Source organism: Polaromonas sp., from assembly GCF_035638815.1.
GTDB lineage: Bacteria > Pseudomonadota > Gammaproteobacteria > Burkholderiales > Burkholderiaceae_C > Polaromonas.
This window is the reverse complement of the sequence record NZ_DASQZG010000009.1, coordinates 1-21,117: the sequence shown is the minus strand read 5'-3', so window position 1 is coordinate 21,117 and position 21,117 is coordinate 1. Positions and strand designations below refer to the sequence as shown.

At 59.4% G+C, this 21,117-nt stretch carries 20 protein-coding genes; 10 read left to right on the top strand and 10 right to left on the bottom strand.

What is annotated here, in order from left to right; all coding sequences use genetic code 11:
- Positions 1–87: 87 nt before the first annotated feature.
- On the bottom strand, positions 88–1,554 hold the full coding sequence (gene zwf / locus VE934_RS03990) for a glucose-6-phosphate dehydrogenase (protein WP_324884565.1): 1,467 nt from the start codon (positions 1,552–1,554) through the stop codon (positions 88–90).
- Positions 1,555–1,672: 118 nt separating this feature from the next.
- Here zwf and tal point away from each other — a divergent pair, with 118 nt between their 5' ends.
- From tal to VE934_RS03970, 4 genes are all read left to right on the top strand, one after another.
- Positions 1,673–2,620, top strand: coding sequence for a transaldolase (gene tal / locus VE934_RS03985; protein ID WP_324884564.1), 948 nt, complete (start codon positions 1,673–1,675; stop codon positions 2,618–2,620).
- 2 nt (positions 2,621–2,622) lie between these two features.
- Complete coding sequence (gene pgi, locus VE934_RS03980; RefSeq protein WP_324884562.1) at positions 2,623–4,197, top strand: glucose-6-phosphate isomerase; 1,575 nt, start codon at positions 2,623–2,625, stop codon at positions 4,195–4,197.
- The gene (locus tag VE934_RS03975; protein WP_324884560.1) at positions 4,194–4,847 is read left to right on the top strand and encodes an HAD family phosphatase; all 654 of its coding nucleotides are present in this window, start codon (positions 4,194–4,196) and stop codon (positions 4,845–4,847) included. Before pgi ends, VE934_RS03975 begins: the two co-directional genes overlap by 4 nt.
- A 134-nt stretch (positions 4,848–4,981) precedes the next feature.
- Entirely contained in the window at positions 4,982–5,311 is a 330-nt protein-coding gene (locus VE934_RS03970) for a DUF805 domain-containing protein (protein ID WP_324884558.1), read from the top strand.
- A gap of 55 nt (positions 5,312–5,366) precedes the next feature.
- Here the strand turns inward: VE934_RS03970 and VE934_RS03965 are convergent, their stop codons facing one another.
- From VE934_RS03965 to phnC, 4 genes are read right to left on the bottom strand one after another with little or no spacing between them, the layout of a single operon-like run.
- Positions 5,367–6,359, bottom strand: coding sequence for an NAD(P)-dependent oxidoreductase (locus VE934_RS03965; protein ID WP_324884556.1), 993 nt, complete (start codon positions 6,357–6,359; stop codon positions 5,367–5,369).
- Positions 6,360–6,377: 18 nt separating this feature from the next.
- On the bottom strand, positions 6,378–7,190 hold the full coding sequence (phnE, locus tag VE934_RS03960) for a phosphonate ABC transporter, permease protein PhnE (RefSeq protein ID WP_324884554.1): 813 nt from the start codon (positions 7,188–7,190) through the stop codon (positions 6,378–6,380).
- A complete protein-coding gene (gene phnD / locus VE934_RS03955) occupies positions 7,187–8,056 on the bottom strand; it encodes a phosphate/phosphite/phosphonate ABC transporter substrate-binding protein (protein WP_324884553.1) in 870 nt (289 codons plus the stop codon). Before phnD ends, phnE begins: the two co-directional genes overlap by 4 nt.
- The gene (gene phnC, locus VE934_RS03950; RefSeq protein WP_324884551.1) at positions 8,053–8,928 is read right to left on the bottom strand and encodes a phosphonate ABC transporter ATP-binding protein; all 876 of its coding nucleotides are present in this window, start codon (positions 8,926–8,928) and stop codon (positions 8,053–8,055) included. Before phnC ends, phnD begins: the two co-directional genes overlap by 4 nt.
- Positions 8,929–9,007: 79 nt before the next feature.
- On the opposite strand from phnC, the gene VE934_RS03945 reads away from it, so the two are divergent.
- Positions 9,008–9,901 carry a LysR substrate-binding domain-containing protein gene (locus tag VE934_RS03945; protein ID WP_324884549.1) on the top strand — a complete coding sequence of 298 codons (894 nt, stop codon included), beginning with the start codon at positions 9,008–9,010 and terminating at the stop codon, positions 9,899–9,901.
- 104 nt (positions 9,902–10,005) lie between these two features.
- Here VE934_RS03945 and groL read toward each other — a convergent pair whose 3' ends face one another.
- Together groL and groES are read right to left on the bottom strand one after the other, a co-directional pair.
- Positions 10,006–11,664, bottom strand: a complete 1,659-nt coding sequence (gene groL, locus VE934_RS03940) for a chaperonin GroEL (protein ID WP_324884547.1) — start codon at positions 11,662–11,664, stop codon at positions 10,006–10,008.
- A 94-nt stretch (positions 11,665–11,758) separates the two neighbouring features.
- Positions 11,759–12,049, bottom strand: coding sequence for a co-chaperone GroES (gene groES / locus VE934_RS03935; RefSeq protein ID WP_096667046.1), 291 nt, complete (start codon positions 12,047–12,049; stop codon positions 11,759–11,761).
- A 504-nt stretch (positions 12,050–12,553) separates the two neighbouring features.
- Between groES and VE934_RS03930 the strand changes: the two genes are divergently transcribed.
- From VE934_RS03930 to VE934_RS03920, 3 genes are all read left to right on the top strand, one after another.
- Positions 12,554–12,748 (top strand): hypothetical protein, encoded by a 195-nt coding sequence (locus VE934_RS03930; protein ID WP_324884541.1) that lies wholly within the window; start codon positions 12,554–12,556, stop codon positions 12,746–12,748.
- A gap of 208 nt (positions 12,749–12,956) precedes the next feature.
- On the top strand, positions 12,957–14,459 hold the full coding sequence (locus VE934_RS03925) for an ATPase domain-containing protein (RefSeq protein ID WP_324884539.1): 1,503 nt from the start codon (positions 12,957–12,959) through the stop codon (positions 14,457–14,459).
- Positions 14,460–15,965: a response regulator gene (locus VE934_RS03920; RefSeq protein ID WP_324884537.1), complete on the top strand. Its 1,506-nt coding sequence runs from the start codon at positions 14,460–14,462 to the stop codon at positions 15,963–15,965. It begins immediately after the preceding gene.
- A gap of 193 nt (positions 15,966–16,158) precedes the next feature.
- Here VE934_RS03920 and metK read toward each other — a convergent pair whose 3' ends face one another.
- Entirely contained in the window at positions 16,159–17,340 is a 1,182-nt protein-coding gene (metK, locus tag VE934_RS03915) for a methionine adenosyltransferase (RefSeq protein WP_324884535.1), read from the bottom strand.
- Between the two features lie 162 nt (positions 17,341–17,502).
- On the opposite strand from metK, the gene VE934_RS03910 reads away from it, so the two are divergent.
- Together VE934_RS03910 and VE934_RS03905 are read left to right on the top strand one after the other, a co-directional pair.
- Positions 17,503–18,351, top strand: coding sequence for a lysophospholipid acyltransferase family protein (locus tag VE934_RS03910; protein ID WP_324884533.1), 849 nt, complete (start codon positions 17,503–17,505; stop codon positions 18,349–18,351).
- Entirely contained in the window at positions 18,348–19,244 is an 897-nt protein-coding gene (locus VE934_RS03905) for a lipid A biosynthesis acyltransferase (RefSeq protein ID WP_324884531.1), read from the top strand. Before VE934_RS03910 ends, VE934_RS03905 begins: the two co-directional genes overlap by 4 nt.
- A 71-nt stretch (positions 19,245–19,315) precedes the next feature.
- Here the strand turns inward: VE934_RS03905 and VE934_RS03900 are convergent, their stop codons facing one another.
- Together VE934_RS03900 and yihA are read right to left on the bottom strand one after the other, a co-directional pair.
- Entirely contained in the window at positions 19,316–20,227 is a 912-nt protein-coding gene (locus VE934_RS03900) for an alpha/beta hydrolase (RefSeq protein ID WP_324884529.1), read from the bottom strand.
- A 103-nt stretch (positions 20,228–20,330) separates the two neighbouring features.
- Positions 20,331–21,053, bottom strand: coding sequence for a ribosome biogenesis GTP-binding protein YihA/YsxC (yihA, locus tag VE934_RS03895; protein WP_324884937.1), 723 nt, complete (start codon positions 21,051–21,053; stop codon positions 20,331–20,333).
- Positions 21,054–21,117 lie beyond the last annotated feature (64 nt).

Below are 21,117 nucleotides of genomic sequence, written 5' to 3'. Positions count from 1 at the left end.
TCCGAGCCGCGGAACCGGCTTCGCCGGGCCGCAGGCGGGGCGCCCCCTCGGGGGGCAGCGCAGTACACGAAGTGACAAGCGTGGGGGCTAACATTCCTCGGACCAGCAATAGTTATCGCGCGCAATCATTCCGCTCGACGCGCTCGGACCCCAAGTTCCCGCCGCATAAGGGCGCGGGCCATTCGAATCATTTTTCCACGCGTCCAGAATCGGTTCCACCCAGCGCCAGGCTTCTTCCTGTTCGTCGCTGCGCACAAAGAGGTTCAGCCGGCCGTCAATCACATCAAGCAGCAGCCGCTCATACGCGCCAACGCGTTCCGCGCCAAAGCGTTTGTCAAAATCCAGATCCAGCTGCACGGGTGCCAGGGTCTGACTGGCTGCGCGGGCGCCCAGCCGGTTGTCCTGGCCCTGCGCCAGCAGATGCAACTCCAGCCCGTCTTTGGGCTGCAGATTGATCACCAGCCGGTTACCGGGGCCCAGCGGGGTTTTGAAAATCGCGTGCGGTGTGGGCCTGAAGTTCACCTCGATATGCGCATCGCGGTCGGCAAGACGTTTCCCGGTCCGGATATAAAAAGGCACGCCGGCCCAGCGCCAGTTGGCAATCTCTGTGCGCAGGGCAACAAAGGTTTCGGTATGGCTGTCGGGGTTGACGCCGCTTTCCTGAAGATATCCGGGCACCGCCTCACCGTTGATGCTGCCGCTTGCGTACTGGCCGCGCACCACATGTTGTTTCAGCGTCTCGGGGGTCCATGTTTTGAGCGAACGCAGCACCTTGAGTTTTTCGTCGCGTATGGCGTCGGCATGGGCGTTGATGGGTGGCTCCATGCCAATAGCGCAGAGCAGCTGCAGGGCATGGTTTTGCACCATGTCGCGCAGCGCGCCGGTGTTGTCGTAAAAGGCGCCCCGTTTTTCAACGCCCAGTTCTTCGGCAATCGTGATCTGAATGTTGGCGATGGTTTCCCGGCGCCACAGCGGTTCGAACAGCGAGTTGCCGAAGCGCAGCGCAAACAAGTTTTGTACCGATGGTTTGCCCAGGTAGTGGTCAATCCGGAAGATCTGGTTTTCAGGCAGCACCCGCAAGACGGCTTCATTGATGGCGCGGTTGGACGCCAGGTCGTGCCCGAGCGGCTTTTCCAGCACCACGCGTGTTTGCGGGCCGTTGAGGCCAACGGCGGCCATGTTTTCGCAAATGCCCGTGAACAAGGCCGGCGCCGTCGCCAGATACATCACCACCGTCTTGGCTTGCCTTGCATTCAGCGTCTCGGCTAGACGCGCATAGTCGGCTGGCCGGGACAGGTCCATGGGCAGGTAGTGCAGCAGGGCGGCAAATCGCTCAAACTCGTCTGTGCTGGGGCGCTTCGCCAGTTCAACCTTGTCAAAGCGCGACTGGATCAGCGCCCGGTACTGCGCGTTATCAAGCGGGTCACGGCCCACGCCGAGAATGCGTCCGTCTTTGGGCAGGGAGCCGTGCCTGAAAGCCTGAAACAGCGCAGGCATCAACTTGCGCCAGGTCAAGTCGCCGGTGCCGCCAAAAAGAACCAGGTCAAAGCTCATATCGAATCCCAAAAAACCCGAGGTTGTAATAAAGTTTCTTACTTTTCTGGTGTAATGGTAACTCAATCGGGGCTTCTTCTGACAGACCCCACCGTGTTTGCCAACCTACACTTTTGCCATGAATCAACTCGAAGCCCTCAAAAAATTCACCACCGTCGTTGCGGACACCGGCGATTTCAAGCAACTGGACGCTTTCAAACCGCAGGACGCGACCACCAATCCGTCGCTGATCCTCAAGGCGGTACAAAAGCCTGACTACCAGCCGCTCCTGGCCGATACGATGGCCAAATTCAGCGGCCGTGCCCTTGACGAGACCATGGACCGCCTGCTGGTGCGTTTTGGCTGCGAGATCCTGTCCATCATTCCGGGCCGGGTGTCCACAGAAGTCGACGCCAGACTCAGCTTTGACAGCAACGCCACCTTCACGCGCGGAGAACGCATCATTGAGCTGTACGAAGCGGAGGGCATTCACATTGATCGTGTGCTGATCAAGGTGGCGGCGACTTGGGAGGGCATCGAAGCCGCGCGCCGGCTGGAAGACCGCGGCATCCACACCAACCTGACTTTGCTTTTCTCTTTTTGCCAGGCAGTGGCGTGCGGTCAAGCCAAGGTGCAACTGATCTCCCCGTTTGTGGGCCGCATTTACGACTGGTACAAAAAGTCTGCGGGTGCTGGCTGGGACGAGGCTGCCAAGGCGGGCGCAAACGACCCTGGTGTTCAGTCCGTTCGCGAGATCTACAACCACTACAAACACTTCGGCATCCCCACCGAAGTTATGGGCGCGAGCTTTCGCAATATCGGTCAAATCACCGCGCTGGCAGGCTGCGATCTGCTGACCATCAGTCCCGACCTGCTGGCGCAGTTGGCGGCCAGCGATGCACCCTTGCAACCCGCGCTGGATGCCAAGGCGGCGCAGGCGCTTGATCTCCCAGCCGTGAATTTTGATGAAGTGACTTTCCGTTTCGCACTCAATGAAGATGCGATGGCCACAGAGAAACTGGCAGAAGGCATACGCGCTTTTGCAGCCGATGCAGTCAAGCTTGAACAGTTGATGCTGGCTGCGTAGGCATGGCTAATCCTTCTCTCCGGTGTGATCAAACGCCAGCCTGGGCCGCGCTCAAGGCTCACCACGCAGCTTCCCCGAGGCCATTTGATTTGCACGCGGCTTTTGCCGCAGATCCCCGGCGCTTTGAAAACTTCAGTCAGGACGCGCCGCACGTTTTTGCCGACCTTTCCAAAAACCTGGTCGATGCCGGCACCGAAGCTTTGCTGTTCGATCTGGCTGATCAGTGTGAGCTTGCGAAGCACCGCGATGCAATGTTCGCCGGAGAGTTGGTCAACAGCACCGAAAACCGTGCTGTGATGCACTGGTTGTTAAGAAATCCGGCTCCTGCCGAGGAAACACGGGTAAAAGTTGCTACAAATAGCATAGCAGCCGAGCTGACGCAGGTTCATGACACACTGGAGCCGATGCTGGCTTACGCGGAGAAAATTCGCGCGGACGATAACATCACCGACATCGTCAACATCGGTATCGGAGGCTCAGACCTGGGTCCGCAGATGGTGGTGCTGGCACTTGAAGATTTTCGATTGCCGGGCAAGCGCATTCACTTTGTATCCAACGTGGACGGCAGTGAACTTGCCGGTGTCCTGGCGCAGCTTAAACCGCAGAACACGCTGTTTTTGATTGCCTCGAAGACCTTCACGACAACCGAGACCATGACCAACGCGGCATCTGCCAGGCAGTGGTTTGAAGCACGGGGTGGTAAGGACATAGCACGCCACTTTGCTGCATTGACGACAAACGTTGCCGCAGCCAATGCGTTTGGTATCAGCACGACTTTCGGATTTTGGGATTGGGTGGGTGGACGCTATTCACTGTGGTCGGCCATTGGCTTGCCGATTGCCATTGCAATCGGTGGTGCTGGCTTTCGCGAGTTGCTGGCTGGTGCCCATGCGATGGACGCACATTTTCGTACGGCCCCGCTCGCGCAAAACCTGCCGGTTCGCCTGGGCCTGCTCGACGTCTGGTACCGAAACTTCCTCGGCTTCACCAGCCGCAGTATTGCGCCGTACAGCAGCGCCTTGCGCCGCTTGCCTGCCTACCTGCAACAGCTGGAAATGGAGAGCAACGGTAAAAGTGTCGACGCACAGGGCACGACGCTGCCATATGCCACAGCGCCCGTGCTGTGGGGCGAGCCTGGTACCAACGGCCAGCACGCGTACTTTCAAATGCTGCACCAGGGCACGGATGTGGTGCCGGTCGAATTTGTGACTGTAAAAAAAGCCGGGCATGGATTGCCCGGACATCAGGAAAAATTGCTCGCCAACGCCCTGGCCCAAGCCCAGGCCCTGATGTTGGGCAAGGCAGATGACGGTGGCCACAAACATTTCTCGGGCAACCGGCCCAGCACATTTTTGTTGCTGGACACTTTGACACCCGCGAGCCTGGGCGCCCTGATTGCCCTGCAAGAACACCGCGTGTTTGTCAGTGGCGCGATTTGGGGCATCAACAGTTTCGACCAGTGGGGCGTCGAGCTTGGCAAGGTTTTGGCCAAGGATCTGGAAGCACGCCTGGAGAGTGGAGATTCTGCGGGGCTGGACGGGTCGACCGCTGGCCTCCTGACGAGGCTGCGCGCATGAACATCGTGTTCGACTTTGGTGCCATCCTGTTTGCATGGCAGCCAGCACAGCTTTTGCGCCGGCATTTTCCCGAGTTCACAGAAACGCCGGATCAGGCCCAACAATTTGCGCGAGAGGTTTTTCACCACAACGACTGGCAAGACTTCGACCGAGGCGTGGTCGAACTGGATGCCGTGGTTCATAAGACCGCTGCGCGTCTCTCGCTCCCGTCTGACGCGTTGCATGGGTTGATGGCTCCCATCGGCGAAGAGTTAGCCCCCATCGTGTGCAACGTGAATTTGCTGTCCCGCCTGCGCGGCCAGCGGGATCAGGGCGCTGATCTGCAGCTTTATTTCCTCTCCAACATGCCCGCACCATTTGCCCGGTCTCTGGAGCGAAAGCATGCTTTTCTCAAGTGGTTTGATGGCGGCATTTTTTCCGGGGACGTCAAGCTCGCCAAACCGGGCGCAGCCATCTATGAGTTGCTGGCAGAGCGCCATGGCCTTGAGCCTGTCCGGACGCTTTTTATTGATGACGCGTTGGTGAATGTGGATGCGGCACGTGCCCTGGGGTGGCACGCTATCCACTGTGTCGAGCCTGAACAACTTGCAGATCAGCTGTATGGGACCTTGAATCAACTGAACCCGGTTCTCGCGAGCGCTATCGCGTAGCAGCTGTAAAACATTCATGGCGGGACAGTGGCTGAGCGCCGATTTGATGACCGTTTGCGATAGTTGGAAGCGCGACTCTCGCATATCATGGCGCGGGGAATTCACCCCGTATCTATCCTGAGGAGGAGAGAGCCATGGACTTCGGCCAAGCCATATCAACCTGTTTTTCAAAATACGCCACTTTTTCCGGGCGCGCAACGCGCGCCGAGTTCTGGTGGTTTTTCCTGTTTCAGATTCTGGTCTCTATCGTCACTTCTTTCTTTGGTGACGTGATTAATTTTCTTGCGGCTTTGGCCATGGTGCTGCCGGCGGTTGCTGTTGGCGCACGCCGCCTCCACGACATAGGCCGCAGTGGTTGGTGGCAACTGATTGCGTTCACGGTAATCGGGATCTTGCTGCTCCTTTACTGGGCGGCGCAGCCTTCGACTGAGGGTTCAAACGAGTACGACCAGGCGTCTACCTGAGTAGTGGCTGGACATGAAAGGTCCCGTCGCGCCGGCGCCGGGACCTTTTGCTTTTTCAGGCCGCTATCTGCTCCGGCGCGTTGATGGCGTTCGGCGGCGTTTTCCCCATCAGCACCGCGATGATGTTATCGGCAGCGCTTTGCTCTATGGCCAGCCGTACGGCACGAACCGCAGAACCAATGTGCGGGGTGAACAGGGTGTTGTCCAGTGCCAAGAGGTCGGGAGAGACGCACCGCGGACGTCCAGGCAACTGCCAGTCTTCGCAGCCAAACACGTCAGCAGCATAGCCTCCTATGCACCCGGCTTGCAATGCCCGCAAGACAGCCCCCTCATCGACGACGGAACCGCGACCCACGTTGATGATTAACTGGCCTGCTCTGGCATGTCCGAGCTGTGTGTCGCTGACCAGGTGATGACTGCTGGCGGTCAGAGGTGCCGCCACAAACAGATAGTCTGCCTGCCGCATCGCCACATCCAGCGAGGATGCTTCTACCCCTTCAAGCACAGCACCCGGATCAACCCCCAGAATACGCGCGCAGCCAAACCCCTGCAGCCTCTGAATAATCGCGCTGCCCACCTGGCCCAGCCCCACAACCGCGGCGACCGAGCCATGCAGGCCGGTGCCGTAGAAATGCGTCCGCCAGCCGGCGAAGTCTCCCGTACGCATGTAGGCATCGCCCTGGCGAACGTGGCGGGCGAGACCAATGGCCAGGCCAATAGCCAGCTCGGCCGTTGGCTCGGTCAGAAGATCCGGCACGATGCTGAGCCACACGCCAGATTGCGTGCATGCGTCTACGTCGTAGTTGTCATAGCCCTTCAGGGCGCAGGCTACAACTTCAAGATCGGGGGCGGCATGGAGCAGGTCTGTGTCAACCTGGTCGGTCATAAAACCCATGATGGCAGTGGCGCTGGCGGCTCGCCTGATGATCTCGGCGCGTGGCCAGGGATCGGGGCTGTCGTTCATGTCCAGATCGCCGTGCACAGAGAGGCGGCGCTGGACTTCTTCGTGGATGCGCTGGGTGACGAGAATTTTCGGGCGTTTGCTCATGGATGTCGGATGAATTTGTTACTTGAGTTTGCGGCGCAGCATCGCGCCAATGCTGTCCACGACCAGTACACAGGCCAGGATGGCGAGCAAGATGGCAGACACTTCGTCGTACTTGATCAGCCGCAGGGCCGCCATCAGTTCAAAGCCAATGCCGCCTGCGCCAACAATCCCCAGCACTGCCGATGCGCGGAAGTGATACTCCCAGCGATAAATTGTGATGTCGGCCAGCTGCGGCAGCACCTGCGGCAGTACGGCGTGGGTGATCACCTGCAAGCGGCTCGCGCCCGCGGCACTGGCTGCTTCCAGTGGCCGCGGATCCACGTGTTCAATGGACTCTGCATAAAACTTGGCAACCATTCCCATGGAATGAAGAGCCAGCGCCAGGACGCCCGGCAGGGCGCCAAAGCCAACCACCGCCACAAAAAGAATACCGAGAATGATTTCAGGCACTGAGCGGAAGGCGGCCAGAAACACGCGGGTGACGCGGTAGACCACCGCGTTGGGCGTGGTGTTGGGTGCTGCCATCAAGGCCAGGGGCAGCGAAAAGACAACGGCCAATGCAGTGCCCGCGATCGACATGGCCAGGGTATCAAGCAGGGGTTTGATCCAGCTTTGCCACCGTGAGAAATTGGGCGGCACCATTTCAGAGGCGAGCTGGGCCACCGCGGGCGCACCTTCCACAAAGCGGCCGAGGTCAAAAAAACCTGTGAGCCACAGCGCGGCTATACACACAGCGACGATACATCCCACCAGCCTGGCCTGTCGGCCCGACTGCCTGCCCGCGCTAGCGAGAATTTCGGCGTACCGCTCGGAAGCGATGGCAGCTGTCATTTTGTTTTGGCCAAATCGAGCTTGAGCAGGGTTGCGGTTTCGCGCAACACGTCGTAGGCCTTGTCATCGGTCGCGGCGAAGCCGTCCACACGAAATGCCTTGAGCACTTCCTTGTCTTTCATCGTTAAAAAGGCCGCGCGTATGGCCTGCTTCAGGCCGGGTGCCAAATCGCCTTGCATCACCATGGGGTAATTGGGAATGGGCGCGGACAGGTCGAGCTGCACCACTTTGCTGGCGTCGATCGTGCCCTTGGTGACCAGCGTGTCAAAAATCGCTTTCGAGAGCGCGCCGGCCGGCACTTGCCCTGCCTGCACCGCACGGGCCACCGCGTCGTGTGCACCGAGGTGTACCGGTTTGTAGTCCTTCGTGCCGTCCAGTCCCGCCTTCTTGAGGAGGTGCGCCCGCGGGGCGAGGTGGCTGGACGTGGAAGCCTGGTCGCCAAAGGCAAAGGGCTGGCCCTTGATGTCTGCCAATGATTTCACCGGCCCGCCTGCGGTGGCGATCAGGATCGAGTTGTAGGTCGGGGAACCACGCTCTACGCCGACGGCGAAGGGCTCTATATTGGGCGCGCGCGATTTGGCCAGTACATATGAAAACGGGCCGAAGTACGCCACCTCGATGCGGCCAAAGCGCATGGCTTCAATCATCGACGAGTAGTCGGTGGTAACAATCAGCTCGACGTCCTTCTTCAGGGTTTGCTCCAGATACAGCTTGAGCGGCTGGGCATTCTGAATAAGGGTGGCTGCGTTTTCATCAGGCAGCAGTGCCACGCGAAGTTTGGCGGGGTCTTTGCCCTGCGCGAAAACAGGGCTGGACAAAGCGGTAGCGAGGACGGCAAGAGAAAGTAGATGTTGACGACGATTCATGAGAGGGCTCCGGCAGGTTGAAAGTTGATGACGTTATGAGGGGTTTGTTTCAGCGAAGACGAGGATTGCGTGCCGTAGAGGCTTTGTGCCCGCTCCGGCGTCAGCGCGGCGGGCGCGCCATCGAAGACGACCGACCCCGCGTGCAGACCTACGATGCGGTCGGCAAACTGCTTTGCGAATTCAACCTGGTGCAGGCTGACGATCAGCGTCAGGCCGTCAGATTTACAAATGCCGTGCAGCAGAGATAACAGACGTTCTGCGGTGGCGGGGTCGAGGCTGGCCACGGGTTCGTCCGCCAGCAATACTCTGGGTTCCTGCACCAGTGCGCGGGCAACACCTACGCGCTGCTGCTGCCCACCTGAGAGCTGGTCAGCCCGATCGAGTGCGCGGTCCAACAGCCCGACGCGGTCAAGAGCGGCCAGCGCGCTTTCCTTCTCGGCGCGTGACCATGGGGCGAGGGTTGCGAGCAGACTGTGATATCCCAGCCTGCCTGTGAGCACATTGGCCAGAACCGACAGACGGCCGATCAAATGATGCTGCTGAAAAATCATGCCGGTCTTGCGGCGATGGTTCCGAAGGTGTGCGGGGTCGGAGAGGTCGCCTGTGCCGGTGGCAATGACCTGGCCAGCCCCGGGACGGATCAGTCCGTTCAACGAACGCAGCAGCGTGGACTTGCCGGCGCCGGATGCGCCCAGCAGAACAATAAATTCACCCTGCGCGAATTCCAGAGAGGTCGGGAGCAGCGCGCGGGTCCCATTGTCATAAGTAACTTCAAGTCCTTGCGTGCGAAGGACGGTTGGCGCGTTGGCGTGCGACGAATGAATGGAGGGATCCCTGGCGACGCTGGGTGTAATTGGGTGGATGGCGGGCATGGGGGAAGTTTGCGCAGGCCGTATGACACAGCCATTAATAAAACTGTCATCTCCGGCAATTAATCTATAGGTTGTATCTATGGATCTGTCTTCTTCAGCCGAACTGAAAGCGTTTGATGCCACCGCGCGCAGCGGCAGCATGTCTGCGGCTGCGCGTTTGCTGGGGATTCGTCAGCCAACGGTTTCTGCGCACATCGCGGGCCTGGAAAAGCGGTTTGGGGTCGAGCTGTTTGTGCGCCGCGGCCGCGGGGTGGAACTCACCACTTTTGGGCATGCGCTGCATGAGGTGAGCAACCGCATCTACCGCGCCGAGCAGCAAGCAGCCATGCTGCTCCTCAGCGCGCGCAGCCAGTACGAGGGGCATTTAAAAATCTGCGCCGTTGGGCCTTACAACGTGCTGCCCATGGTCAAACAGTACCGTGGACTCTTTCCGAAAATCCGGCTGGCAGTCAGCGTGGGAGATTCCCGACAGATCGTTGAAAAAATACTCGACCATCGCGACGATGTTGGCGTGCTCTTGCACGCGGTCGACGATGAACGCGTGCATTGCGTCCCCTATCGACGCCAGGCCCTGATCGTATTTGCAGCCGCAGGTCATCCACTTGCGGCAGCTGAAAGCGTGACGCTGTCCGATCTGGAGGGGCAGGAGTTTGTGCTGCGTGAACACGGTTCCCAAACCCGTTCCGTGTTTGAGGCTGGACTGGCGGCTGCAGGCGTGCGTGTGCGCAGCTCCGTGGAAATGGGCAGCCGGGAATCGGTACGCGAAGCCGTGGCACAGGGGCTGGGTCTGGGCGTTGTTGCCGAGACAGCTTTCGTGCCGGATGCCCGTCTTGTGGTGCTACCGATTCAGGACTTGCAGTTGAGCACGCATGTGCATGTCATCTGCCTGGCGGAGCGGCGATCAGCCCCGTTGATCGCCGGTTTTCTCGCCGTGGTCGACAAGCTCAAAGTGCGGGAGGATGCGCCGGGCTGATGACGGCATAACCGTCCGGGCAAAGAAAAACCCGCAGGCTTTCGCGCTGCGGGTCGAGGTGCCGATGGGTCGCACTTTTCAGGGTGCGATCCGGACAGCGGACATTACATGTCCATACCGCCCATGCCACCCATACCGCCCATGCCACCACCCATGCCGCCAGGACCGCCGGCGCCGGACTCGTCTTTCGGAGCCTCGGCAACCATGCACTCGGTTGTCAGCATCAGCGACGACACGGACGCTGCGTTTTGCAGTGCAGTGCGGGTCACTTTGGTTGGGTCCAGGATACCCATGTCGATCATGTCGCCATAGGTCGCGTTGGCGGCGTTGTAGCCGTAGTTGCCTTTGCCGGCCAGCACAGCATTGACCACTACGCTTGGCTCTTCGCCAGCGTTGGAGACGATGATGCGCAGTGGCTCTTCGATGGCGCGCAGGATCAGCTTGATGCCGGCTTCCTGGTCAGCGTTGTCGCCTTTGATAACGCCAGCTGTTTGCTTGGCGCGCAGCAGGGCCACGCCGCCGCCGGCAACAATGCCTTCTTCCACAGCAGCGCGGGTAGCGTGCAGGGCGTCTTCCACGCGGGCTTTTTTCTCTTTCATTTCGACTTCGGTGGCAGCGCCAACTTTGATCACGGCAACACCGCCGGCCAGCTTGGCCACGCGCTCTTGCAGTTTTTCACGGTCGTAGTCGCTGGTGGCTTCTTCGATCTGGACACGAACCTGCTTGACGCGGGCTTCGATGTCAGCAGCAGCGCCGGCGCCGTCGATGATGATGGTGTTTTCCTTGCCCACTTCGATGCGCTTGGCCTGGCCGAGGTCAGCCAGGGTCACTTTTTCGAGTGTCAGGCCAACTTCTTCAGCGATGACCTTGCCGCCGGTCAGGGTGGCTATGTCTTCCAGCATGGCTTTGCGGCGGTCGCCGAAACCAGGGGCCTTCACAGCCACAACCTTCAAAATGCCGCGGATGGTGTTGACCACCAGCGTAGCCAGGGCCTCGCCTTCGACGTCTTCCGAGATGATCAGCAGCGGACGGCTGGACTTGGCCACTTGCTCAAGCGTAGGCAGCAGGTCACGGATGTTGCTGATCTTTTTGTCGTAGAGCAGAACAAACGGGTTGTCCAGAATCGCGGACTGCTTTTCAGGGTTGTTGATGAAGTAAGGCGACAGGTAGCCGCGGTCAAACTGCATGCCTTCAACCACGTCGAGTTCGCTGTTGAGCGACTTGCCGTCTTCAACCGTGATAACGCCTTCTTTGCCGACTTTATCCATCGCTTCAGCGATGATCTTGCCGACTTCTTCGTCGCTATTGGCAGAGATGGTGCCGACCTGGGCAATTTCCTTGCTGGTGGTGGTGGGCTTGGAAGCTTTTTTCAGCTCTTCAACCAGGGCTGTCACAGCCTTGTCGATGCCGCGCTTCAGGTCCATCGGGTTCATGCCGGCGGCAACGTATTTCATGCCTTCGCGAACAATGGCTTGTGCCAGAACGGTAGCGGTCGTGGTGCCGTCACCAGCGATGTCAGAAGTCTTGGAAGCAACTTCCTTGACCATCTGCGCGCCCATGTTCTGCAGCTTGTCTTTGAGTTCGATTTCTTTGGCGACGGACACACCGTCTTTGGTCACGGTAGGGGCGCCGAAAGAGCGCTCCAGCACCACATTGCGGCCTTTAGGGCCCAGGGTTACCTTGACTGCGTTGGCCAGGATGTTCACACCCTCAACCATGCGTGCGCGGGCTTCGCCGCCGAAAATTACGTCTTTTGCTGCCATGATGCAGATTCCTTAAAGTTTATGAGTGAAATCGCTTGCTAGCCCAATTGGTGCGGGCGCTAGCAGCTATCAAATAAGTAGCAGATGCGAAAAATTACTTCTCGACCACTGCGAAGAGGTCGTCTTCTTTCATGACCAGCAATTCGTCGCCATCAACCTTGACGGTCTGGCCGCTGTATTTGCCGAACAAAACGCGGTCACCGACCTTGACGGCCATGGCGCTGATTTCGCCCTTGTCGTTTTTCTTGCCAGGGCCCACGGCCAGCACTTCGCCCTGATCAGGCTTTTCTGCGGCGCTGTCAGGAATGACGATGCCGGAGGCGGTTTTGGTTTCGTTTTCGACACGTTTGACGATCACGCGATCGTGCAGGGGACGAAGTTTCATGGGAGCTCCTTGTTTGAAACAATGGTTTTGGGATCAAAAAAGCACGCGTACGGGGTACGGGTACTTGTGAACGGGCTGGAATGAGTTTGTTAGCACTCAATACTATCGAGTGCTAATGATAAGGGGTTTCGGGGCTGTTTCAAGGCGGCGGTCAAAAAAATTGCCTCAGGGCGGCCGGCTTGTCCTACAAATTCCGAGGGGTGAATCCCACAAATTCGCCCAGCTTCCCTGCTTACAGTGAATCAATCCCTTCAGCCGCCACATCCCTTCCAGGAATTAGCCATGAACTTCAATATTGAAATGTCGAGTCGTTACGCCGATTCCCGTCCCGGCGATTTTTCGCGATCTGAGGACAAGTTCCCTACGGACGCGGTCCGGTCACGCGTGGGGCGGGCCTCCTGGCCATTTTTGGTGGGTGCGCGCAGAACGCCTGATCGTCGCGAGTGTCGGGAAGTGGCGGGCAACGAGCCAAGTTTTTCCATCTAACAGCCAATTAGGGGTCATATGGGTCATACCAGCGTCGGCGTAGGTGATTCGCGGGACAACAACGAAAACGATGCTGATCCTGTGGACGCCGAGAAAAAGACATTTGGCGAGGAGGGCACCAACAAGACCCAGCCTCTGCCCGATCCCAAGGCCAAGCCTGACGATGTGCCAGGCAGCGGCAAGCACGTGAGTTCGACGCCTTACGTGCGATAGCCGGCGGTACCGGAACAAAACCACCTGTTGAGGTGGTTTTTTTACGCCCGTACTTTTTGGGCATGCGTTTTTTCGGTTCTGTCCTACAGATGTTGCGGGCGTAAAAAACTGGCGCTTTTTCGCGCCGAAATTATTATTTTTCCAAAGGGGGTCACACGGCATCTTCCGGCGGTCGCCCTTTGATAACAACTCGAAGACTTTGGCAGACATGAACATCCAGACCAACGCAAGACAGGCGGTTTTATCAACAGGCATTGCCGGCCTGGACAATATCCTTGGGGGAGGGCTTACCCAGGAGCGCGTTTACCTGATTGAAGGCGAGCCTGGCACCGGGAAGACAACGACCGGGCTGCAGTTCCTGCTCGAGGGGGCGAAAAACGGCGAGTCAACTGTCTACATCACGCTGGCGGAAACGGCAGCGGAGTTGCGCGGTGTGGCCGAGTCCCATGGCTGGGACATCAGCGGCATTCATATCCAGGAGGTACTGCCTTCTGAAAACCTGCTTCTTCCCGAAGCGCAATACACCATGTTCCATCCGTCCGAGGTGGAAATGGGCAGTACGACCCAGCGCATTCTTGCGGTGGTTGAGGAGCGCAAACCGACCAGGGTCGTGCTGGACTCATTGTCCGAGTTGCAGCTGCTGGCGGATTCACCCTTGCGCTACCGGCGTCAGGTGTTGGCGCTCAAACAATTCTTCGCCAGCCGCTCCTGTACCGTCATGCTGCTTGATGACCGGACGGCTGCGGGGATCGATTTACAGGTTCGCAGCATTGCCCATTGCGTGGTCACGCTGGAGCAATCGGTCAAGGACTACGGAGCCGAGCGTCGCCGCGTGCGGGTTGTGAAATACCGTGGCGTGGCTTTTCGTGGCGGCTTGCATGACTACGACATTCGCTATGGCGGTTTGCATGTTTATCCCCGGCTGGTGGCAGCTGAGTCCCGCGTGTCGGGCAAACGCAGCCAGACCAACAGTGGCTTGAGTGAGCTGGATCTGTTGCTGGGCGGCGGGCTTGAAGAGGGCAGCAGTACCTTGATTGCCGGCCCGGCCGGGGCGGGCAAGTCTTCGCTGGCCTGCCAGTTTATTGATGCGGCTGCGCAACGCGGCCAGCGTAGCGCCATGTTTTTGTTTGAGGAGTCCGTCAACAACCTTCTCAACCGCGTCGATGGGCTGGGTCTGGGAATTCGCGACGCCTATGACAGCGGGGTGGTGACCCTGCAACAAGTCGATCCCGCTGAGTTGTCGCCCGGGGAATTTTCTGCCGCCGTTTGCAAGGCAGCCGATGATGGGGCCAAGGTTGTGGTGATTGACAGCATTAATGGCTATCTCAATGCCATGCCTGATGAAAGATTCCTGTCCACCCACTTGCATGAACTGTTGACCTATCTCGGCCAGCGAGGCGTGGTAACCATTCTGGTGGGCGTGCAGCAAGGCCTGTTGGGCAGCCAGATGTCGACGGCGATGGATGCCAGCTATATGGCCGACAACGTGGTGATGCTTCGTTACTTTGAGTATGACGGCGAGGTCAAACGTGCCGTCTCCGTCGTGAAGAAGCGTGGCAGCCTGCATGAAAGAACCATACGACAGTTTGAAATGTCGTCAGAGGGCATTCATGTCGGCAAGGTGCTGCGCGGCTTCAGGGGCATTCTGACCGGTGTGCCTGTTTATGTTGGAAATGCGAATACGGCAGGTGAGACCGCGGAGGTGCGATAAGTGGAGCGGCGCATCGTCATTTGTGCCCCCACGGGGCAGGATGGACCACTTACCGCCCGGGTGTTTGCCTCGGTCGGCATTGACAGTGTGGTGTGCGGCGGGGTCGGCGACTTGATGAACGAGCTTGCTCAAGGCGCCGGCGCATTGCTGCTGGCTGAAGAGGTGATAGGCGGCAACGGCATGCTTGCTCTGGCGGACTATGTCCTCTCACAACCCACATGGTCCGATCTTCCCATTTTGGTGCTGACTCGAAGCGGCGCCGATTCTGTTGATGCCCAGCGAGCAGTGGAACATCTGGGCAATGTCACCTTGCTCGAGAGGCCGGTGCGCACCATTGCGTTAATCACGGCCAGCCGGTCAGCCATCCGCGCTCGCGAGAGGCAATACCAGGTCAGGGATGCCGATCAGCGCAAGGACGAATTTTTGGCAACGCTTGCGCACGAGCTGCGCAATCCGCTGGCCCCGATTCGCACATCCATGGGCATATTGCGGCACCTTCACCCGGATTCGGGGCCGGTTACCCAACTGCGCAATGTGGTGGACCGGCAGGTGACTCACCTCACCCGTCTGGTGGATGACCTGCTCGATGTGGCCCGAATCACCAGCGGAAAAGTTGTGTTGAGGAGAGGGCCGATCGCGTTGCAGTCGGTCATTCATCACGCGGTGGAACTATCAAGCGCCATCATGGAAGGCAAGGGGCATACCTTGCAAATTGAGGAGCCCTCAGGCCCTCATGTGCTGGATGCGGACCACGCCCGACTGGTGCAAAGTGTGGCCAACCTGCTGGTGAACGCGGCCAAGTTCACGCCCAGCCAGGGGACGATTCTGCTTCGCGTTGAAGTGGAGGGTGATACGGTGGTTTTTAGGGTGCGGGACAACGGCATTGGACTTGAAGCCAAATCCTTGACGAGGATCTTCGAACTTTTTGCGCAAAATCCCGTGCCCGGCGAGGCGCCAACCGGGCTTGGTATTGGTCTGAGCCTGGCCAAACAGTTCGCCGAAATGCACGGCGGAAGGGTCTGGGTAACCAGCGACGGGCTGGGCAAAGGCAGTGAGTTTATTTTGACTCTGCCAGTGGTGCTTCAGCAGCAGGACGAACCGACCAAGCCCGACCCCATGCCAGCGGTTGACGCCAGCACGGGCTTGAAAAACTCGTTGAATATTCTGGTGGTGGATGACAACGTCGATGCGGCAGACACGCTGGAGGCGCTGCTTGGCATGGACGGTTTTACGGTCACCACCGTGTATGACGGCGTTGCCGCGGTTGCCAAGGTCGGCAATGCACGTCCGGACGTGGTGGTGATGGACATTGGCATGCCCGGAATAGACGGCTACGACGCTGCCCGCCAGATTCGCCAACAACCTGGGGGCGAAAAAATCCTGCTGATTGCGCTAACCGGCTGGGGGCAGGCTGCCGATAAACAGCGCGCCGACCAGGCCGGTTTTGACCACCATCTGGTCAAACCGGTTGATTACGGCATGCTGATGAGCTGCATTCAGGCTTGAAAGCCTGAATGCGGACCTTTTACTTCAGGTCTGCGGCAGCCCGCAAGGCGGCTGCTTTACAGGCCCGCTGCTGCCCGAAGGGCCGCAGCTTTATCCGTCCGTTAGCTTCGGCCGGGCCATTGGCCCTTAACTTCGCTGCGCGAAGTTAGCCTGCGCTGAAAAACCGCCAACCGTGCCGAGGCACGGGCCGGACTTACAGTCCGGCTGCAGCCCGCAAAGCGGTTGCCTTGTCGGTTTTCTCCCACGTAAATTCTGGCTCGTCGCGGCCGAAGTGGCCATAGGCAGCAGTTTTTTCGTAGATCGGGCGCAGCAGGTCCAGCATCTGGATGATGCCTTTTGGACGCAGGTCAAAGTGCTCGTTGACCAATGCCGAGAGTTTGTCGTCCGGCATCACGCCGGTGCCTTCGGTGTACACGGTGACGTTCATTGGATGGGCAACGCCGATGGCATAAGCCACCTGGATCTGGCACTGCTTGGCCAGGCCTGCGGCCACGATGTTCTTGGCCACGTAACGGGCGGCATAAGCGGCGGAGCGATCCACCTTGGAAGGGTCTTTGCCGCTGAACGCGCCGCCGCCGTGAGGGCAGGCGCCGCCGTAGGTGTCAACAATGATCTTGCGGCCAGTCAGGCCGCAATCGCCCTGCGGGCCGCCGATAACAAAACGGCCGGTCGGGTTGATCAGGTATTTGGTGTCTTTGAGCCACTCTTTGGGCAGCACAGGTTTGATGATTTCTTCAATGATGGCTTCCACGAAGGATGCCTTCATCTTGTGCTGGTTCTCGCTCTGGTCGGGGCTGTGCTGGGTGGACAGCACCACGGTGTCAATGCTGTGTGGCTTGCCGTCCACATAACGCATGGTCACCTGGCTTTTGGCGTCGGGACGCAGGAAAGGCAGGCGGCCGTCTTTGCGGAGCTGGGCCTGGCGCTCGACCAAACGGTGCGCGTAATAAATAGGCGCGGGCATCAACTCGGGCGTCTCGTCGCAGGCGTAACCAAACATCAGGCCCTGATCGCCAGCGCCGATGTTGAGGTGGTCGTCAGACGCGTGGTCCACGCCCTGGGCGATGTCGTTGGACTGCTTGTCGTAGCAGACCATGACCGCGCAGCCTTTGTAATCGATGCCGTACTCGGTGTTGTCGTAGCCAATGCGCTTGATGGTGTCACGCGCCACTTGGATGTAGTCCACGTGGGCGTTGGTGGTGATCTCGCCAGCCAGGACAACCAGACCCGTGTTGGTCAGGGTTTCAGCGGCAACGCGCGAACGTGGGTCCTGCTTGAAGATGGCATCTAGGATGGCATCGGAAATCTGGTCGGCTACCTTGTCAGGATGGCCTTCGGAGACGGATTCGGAAGTAAAGAGAAAATCGTTCGCCATTGCGTACACTCCATGAAGTTTGTCGGCGCGTTGCCGGCTGGAATGCCTCGGCGAACGCTTTAGCAGTTTGGTTTAATGTCGCCCTGCAAGTAGTTCAGTAACTCAGCGACAGCCGCGATTATATCGTTTACACATTTCCCTCTCCCTTCCCCAGCCTTCTTGATGCTTTATCTGTTCCGCTTCCTGTCCCATTGGCCGCTACGCGTCTTGCATGCGGTGGGCGCGGGTCTGGGTTGGCTTGTGTGGGCTGCGAGCCCCACCTACCGCGCGCAATTTCGCGCCAATGTGGCGCAGGCCGGTTTTCCGTTTGAGACCGCGCGCCCAGCAATCGGCGAGGCGGGCCGCTTCGTCGGCGAGCTGCCCAAGCTGTGGATGCGGCCACCTGATGAATCCTGTCTGGGCAACGTGCAGATTGAAGGCCGTGACATCGCCAGTCAGGCGTTTAACCTTGGTAAAGGCGTGATTTTTTTTGGACCCCACTGCGGCAGTTTTGAGCTGGGTCCGCAGGCGCTGGCCGAGTTGTACGGGCCGATCACCGCGATTTACCGCCCCGCACGCAAGCCCTGGCTCGCGCGTCTGGAGCTTTTGGCGCGCAGCCGCCCCGGCTTCACCGTGGTGCCCGCCAGTTTGAGCAGCATCCGCCTGATGCTCAAGGCCTTGAAAAACAACCAGGCCGTTGCATTGTTGACCGATCAGGTGCCGCCTGAGGGGCAGGGTGTCTGGGCCCCGTTTTTTGGCAAACCGGCCTACACCATGACTCTGGCAGCCCGCCTGGCGCTGCAAAGCGGCGCGACGCTCTTGCCCGTGAGTTGCGAGCGCCTGCCGCGCGGCCGGGGTTATTTCCTGAAGATCTGGCCAGCGGTGGAGGGCGTGCAGCCGTCGGGTCAGGCAGATCTGCTCGACGCCGTGACCCGAATCAACCGCGCGATTGAAGCGATTGTGCTGAGCCAGCCCGGCCAGTATCTGTGGGGATATGCCCGCTACAAAACACCCCGCGAGGACGCACGTTGAGAACACTTCGCCAATTGACCAGCCGCTTGACGACCCGCGCTGGTATTGCTTTCATGCAGGCGCTGGCTGTTGTCCCGCTGTCCTGGACGCGCTTGCTGGGCAAGTTACTTGGCTGGGCACTGTATCTCCTAGTGGGTGCGCGCAGGCGAGTCGTTCAAACCAATTTGCGTTTGTGTTTTCCCGAGTGGCCCGAGGCTGAGCGGCGTCGCTTGACGCGTCAGACCTTCGTTTATTTCGCACAGGCCTGGCTGGACCGGGCCTGGTTGTGGCATGCGCCCAGGGCCTGGGTTCAGGAGCGCGTGCGGCTGACGGGGGCAGTTGGCGAGCTTGACGGAAACGAAGCCACGGTGATTTTTCTGCCGCACTTTGTGGGTCTGGACGCGGCGTGGGCTGGCGTGGCGCTGCACAAACCCCGGGCTTCAACCACGATTTACACAGACCAGTCCAACAAGCTGGTGGACCGCTGGATTTTGCGTGGCCGTATGCGCTTTGGAAATCTGCGCCTGTTCGGGCGGTCCCACGGCGTCAAACCCATCGTCACGGCCTTGCGGGAAGGACAACCGCTGTACCTGCTGCCTGACATGGACTTTGGCCCCGAGGACTCGGTGTTTGTGCCGTTTTACCGGCTGCCTACCGCCACCGTGCCGTCGCTCGCGCGTTTTGCCCGGCTGGGCCGCGCCAAAATCGTGCCCCTGTTGCCGCGCCTGACAGCATCGGGTTATGAGGTGGAAGTACTTCCTCATTGGGCGAATTTCCCCAGCAATTACCCGCTGGCCGATACCGCGCTGATGAACGAGCGTTTGCAGGAATACATCAGCACCATGCCGGCGCAGTACTACTGGGTGCACAAGCGCTTTAAAACCCGTCCCGAGGGCGAAGATTCGCTCTATTGAGCCCGCCTTCAAGCCTTTTTGGCCCCTTGCCCTTTAACGACGGCAATAGTTTGCTATTTAAAATATAGCAATCAGGATGTGGCCAGAAAGCGCTGGATATACCCGGCCACCTGCTCCGGGAGCTCATGCACGATCCAGTGCGAGGCGCCTTTGACCCGCTCGAGCTGCATGTTGGGCACATAGTCCGCCAGTCCATCGAGCAGCGCGGGCGGCAGCGCAGTGTCGTCCATCGCCCAGACCACCAGGGTAGGCAGCAAGACCGTCAACATCTCGCGCGGAAGGGTGACGGCCGCAGCGGCCGGGTCTTCAGGGCGGGGCGGGCGCAAGGGCGAAGCGCGGTAGAGGTTGCACCCGCCGGTCAGGCCGGCGGACCAAACCTCGCGGTATTGGGCCTTGACGCTGTCTGTCAGCCACGCGTTGGGGCCGCTTGCCGCCCCCATGTTGGTGAAAAACTCCCACAGACGGCGAAAGTCATCCTCGGCCAGCAGTACTTCGGCATCGGGCCGGATCAGGAAATTCATGTAAGCGCTGCTGGCCTGCTGGGCAGGTGAGTGCTGAAGCTCGCGCAAAAAAGTGCCTGCGTGCGGGGAGTTGATGATGACCAGCTTTTTCATCAACTGCGGCATGGTGGCAGCCAGCGCCCAGGCCACCGCGCCGCCCCAGTCGTGGGCGACTAAACATTCCAGCTGTCCGGGCCTGCAGGTTTGTGCAATCAGCGCCGAGATGTCCTGCACCAGATGCTTGGCCCGGTAGGCAGCGGGATCAGTGGGCGAGCTGGATTTTTCAAACCCGCGAAGGTTGGGCGCGACGCAGAAGTAGCCGCCGTTTTCCGGTTTGGAGAAGTGTTCAAGCAACCCATCCCAGACAAAAGCCGCTTCCGGAAAACCGTGCAAAAACATCAGCACCGGCCGGCCTTCGACACCCGCCATGCGACAGGACAGGGTGATGCCGTGAGGAAGGGGCAGCTGACGGGTTTGAATCATATTCGCTATGTTTTTAATAGCTGTCAGCGCCCGTCAATAAAGGGCGAGAGCCGTAAATTACCGATAAATCCAGCGGGCAAGCCTTCCAGCCCACCCTTGCCGGTTAAAGGCTGTCAGGCACTTCGGCTTCAGGCTTGGGCGGCGCCTTGGCGGGCTTTTCTGCCTTGACCGGCGGATGCGCCCATTGCCACAAGTGCTGGGCCACTTCCTCCACGCCCTGGCGCTTCAATGCAGAAAAGAGTTTGACATCGCCGCCACCCGCCTGCAGTCGCACAATGGACAGCGCCTTGGCCGCTTCGGTTTTGTTGAGCTTGTCAGACTTGGTCAGCAACACCAGAAACTTCAGGCCTTCCTCGACACGCGGGCGGATCACGTCCAGCAAAATTTCGTCCAGCTCGGTCAGGCCGAGGCGCGGGTCGCACAGCAGCACCACGCCTTTGAGGTTGTCACGCGTCTGCAGGTAGTTGCCCATCACCTGTTGCCAGCGATACTTGGCCGCTTTGGGCACGGCCGCGTAGCCGTAACCGGGCAAATCGGCCAGCACGGCGTCGGTCACGCCCTGTTTGCCCAGCGAAAACAGGTTGATGCTTTGGGTGCGGCCGGGTGTTTTGGAGGCAAAAGCCAGGCGGTTGATCTGGGTCAGGGTGTTGATGCAAGTGGATTTGCCCGCGTTGGAACGGCCCACAAAAGCTATCTCGGGAAACTCAATCTCCGGCAAATGCTTGAGTTCGGGCGCCGTGGTCAAAAACTTCGCGGTGTGCAGCCAGCCCATGGCAATTTTGGCCTCGGCAGACTGGGGTGGCGCGGCTGCCAGAGCCGCGGCCATTTTGGCAGCCGCCACTTTGGGCGTAGGCCGGTTGTGGCTTGGCTTGGCTATTTTGATGGGGGTT

What these genes read in the sequence shown, in the direction of transcription:
- VE934_RS03925 (WP_324884539.1), top strand. Translation starts at nt 12,957, where the DNA reads ATGAACATCCAGACCAACGCAAGACAGGCGGTTTTATCAACAGGCATT.
- groES (WP_096667046.1), bottom strand. Translation starts at nt 12,049, where the DNA reads ATGAAACTTCGTCCCCTGCACGATCGCGTGATCGTCAAACGTGTCGAA.
- yihA (WP_324884937.1), bottom strand. Translation starts at nt 21,053, where the DNA reads ATGGCCGCGGCTCTGGCAGCCGCGCCACCCCAGTCTGCCGAGGCCAAA.
- phnD (WP_324884553.1), bottom strand. Translation starts at nt 8,056, where the DNA reads ATGAATCGTCGTCAACATCTACTTTCTCTTGCCGTCCTCGCTACCGCT.
- VE934_RS03970 (WP_324884558.1), top strand. Translation starts at nt 4,982, where the DNA reads ATGGACTTCGGCCAAGCCATATCAACCTGTTTTTCAAAATACGCCACT.
- tal (WP_324884564.1), top strand. Translation starts at nt 1,673, where the DNA reads ATGAATCAACTCGAAGCCCTCAAAAAATTCACCACCGTCGTTGCGGAC.
- groL (WP_324884547.1), bottom strand. Translation starts at nt 11,664, where the DNA reads ATGGCAGCAAAAGACGTAATTTTCGGCGGCGAAGCCCGCGCACGCATG.
- phnE (WP_324884554.1), bottom strand. Translation starts at nt 7,190, where the DNA reads ATGACAGCTGCCATCGCTTCCGAGCGGTACGCCGAAATTCTCGCTAGC.
- pgi (WP_324884562.1), top strand. Translation starts at nt 2,623, where the DNA reads ATGGCTAATCCTTCTCTCCGGTGTGATCAAACGCCAGCCTGGGCCGCG.
- VE934_RS03945 (WP_324884549.1), top strand. Translation starts at nt 9,008, where the DNA reads ATGGATCTGTCTTCTTCAGCCGAACTGAAAGCGTTTGATGCCACCGCG.
- VE934_RS03910 (WP_324884533.1), top strand. Translation starts at nt 17,503, where the DNA reads ATGCTTTATCTGTTCCGCTTCCTGTCCCATTGGCCGCTACGCGTCTTG.
- VE934_RS03900 (WP_324884529.1), bottom strand. Translation starts at nt 20,227, where the DNA reads ATGATTCAAACCCGTCAGCTGCCCCTTCCTCACGGCATCACCCTGTCC.
- VE934_RS03965 (WP_324884556.1), bottom strand. Translation starts at nt 6,359, where the DNA reads ATGAGCAAACGCCCGAAAATTCTCGTCACCCAGCGCATCCACGAAGAA.
- metK (WP_324884535.1), bottom strand. Translation starts at nt 17,340, where the DNA reads ATGGCGAACGATTTTCTCTTTACTTCCGAATCCGTCTCCGAAGGCCAT.
- VE934_RS03975 (WP_324884560.1), top strand. Translation starts at nt 4,194, where the DNA reads ATGAACATCGTGTTCGACTTTGGTGCCATCCTGTTTGCATGGCAGCCA.
- VE934_RS03930 (WP_324884541.1), top strand. Translation starts at nt 12,554, where the DNA reads ATGGGTCATACCAGCGTCGGCGTAGGTGATTCGCGGGACAACAACGAA.
- phnC (WP_324884551.1), bottom strand. Translation starts at nt 8,928, where the DNA reads ATGCCCGCCATCCACCCAATTACACCCAGCGTCGCCAGGGATCCCTCC.
- zwf (WP_324884565.1), bottom strand. Translation starts at nt 1,554, where the DNA reads ATGAGCTTTGACCTGGTTCTTTTTGGCGGCACCGGCGACTTGACCTGG.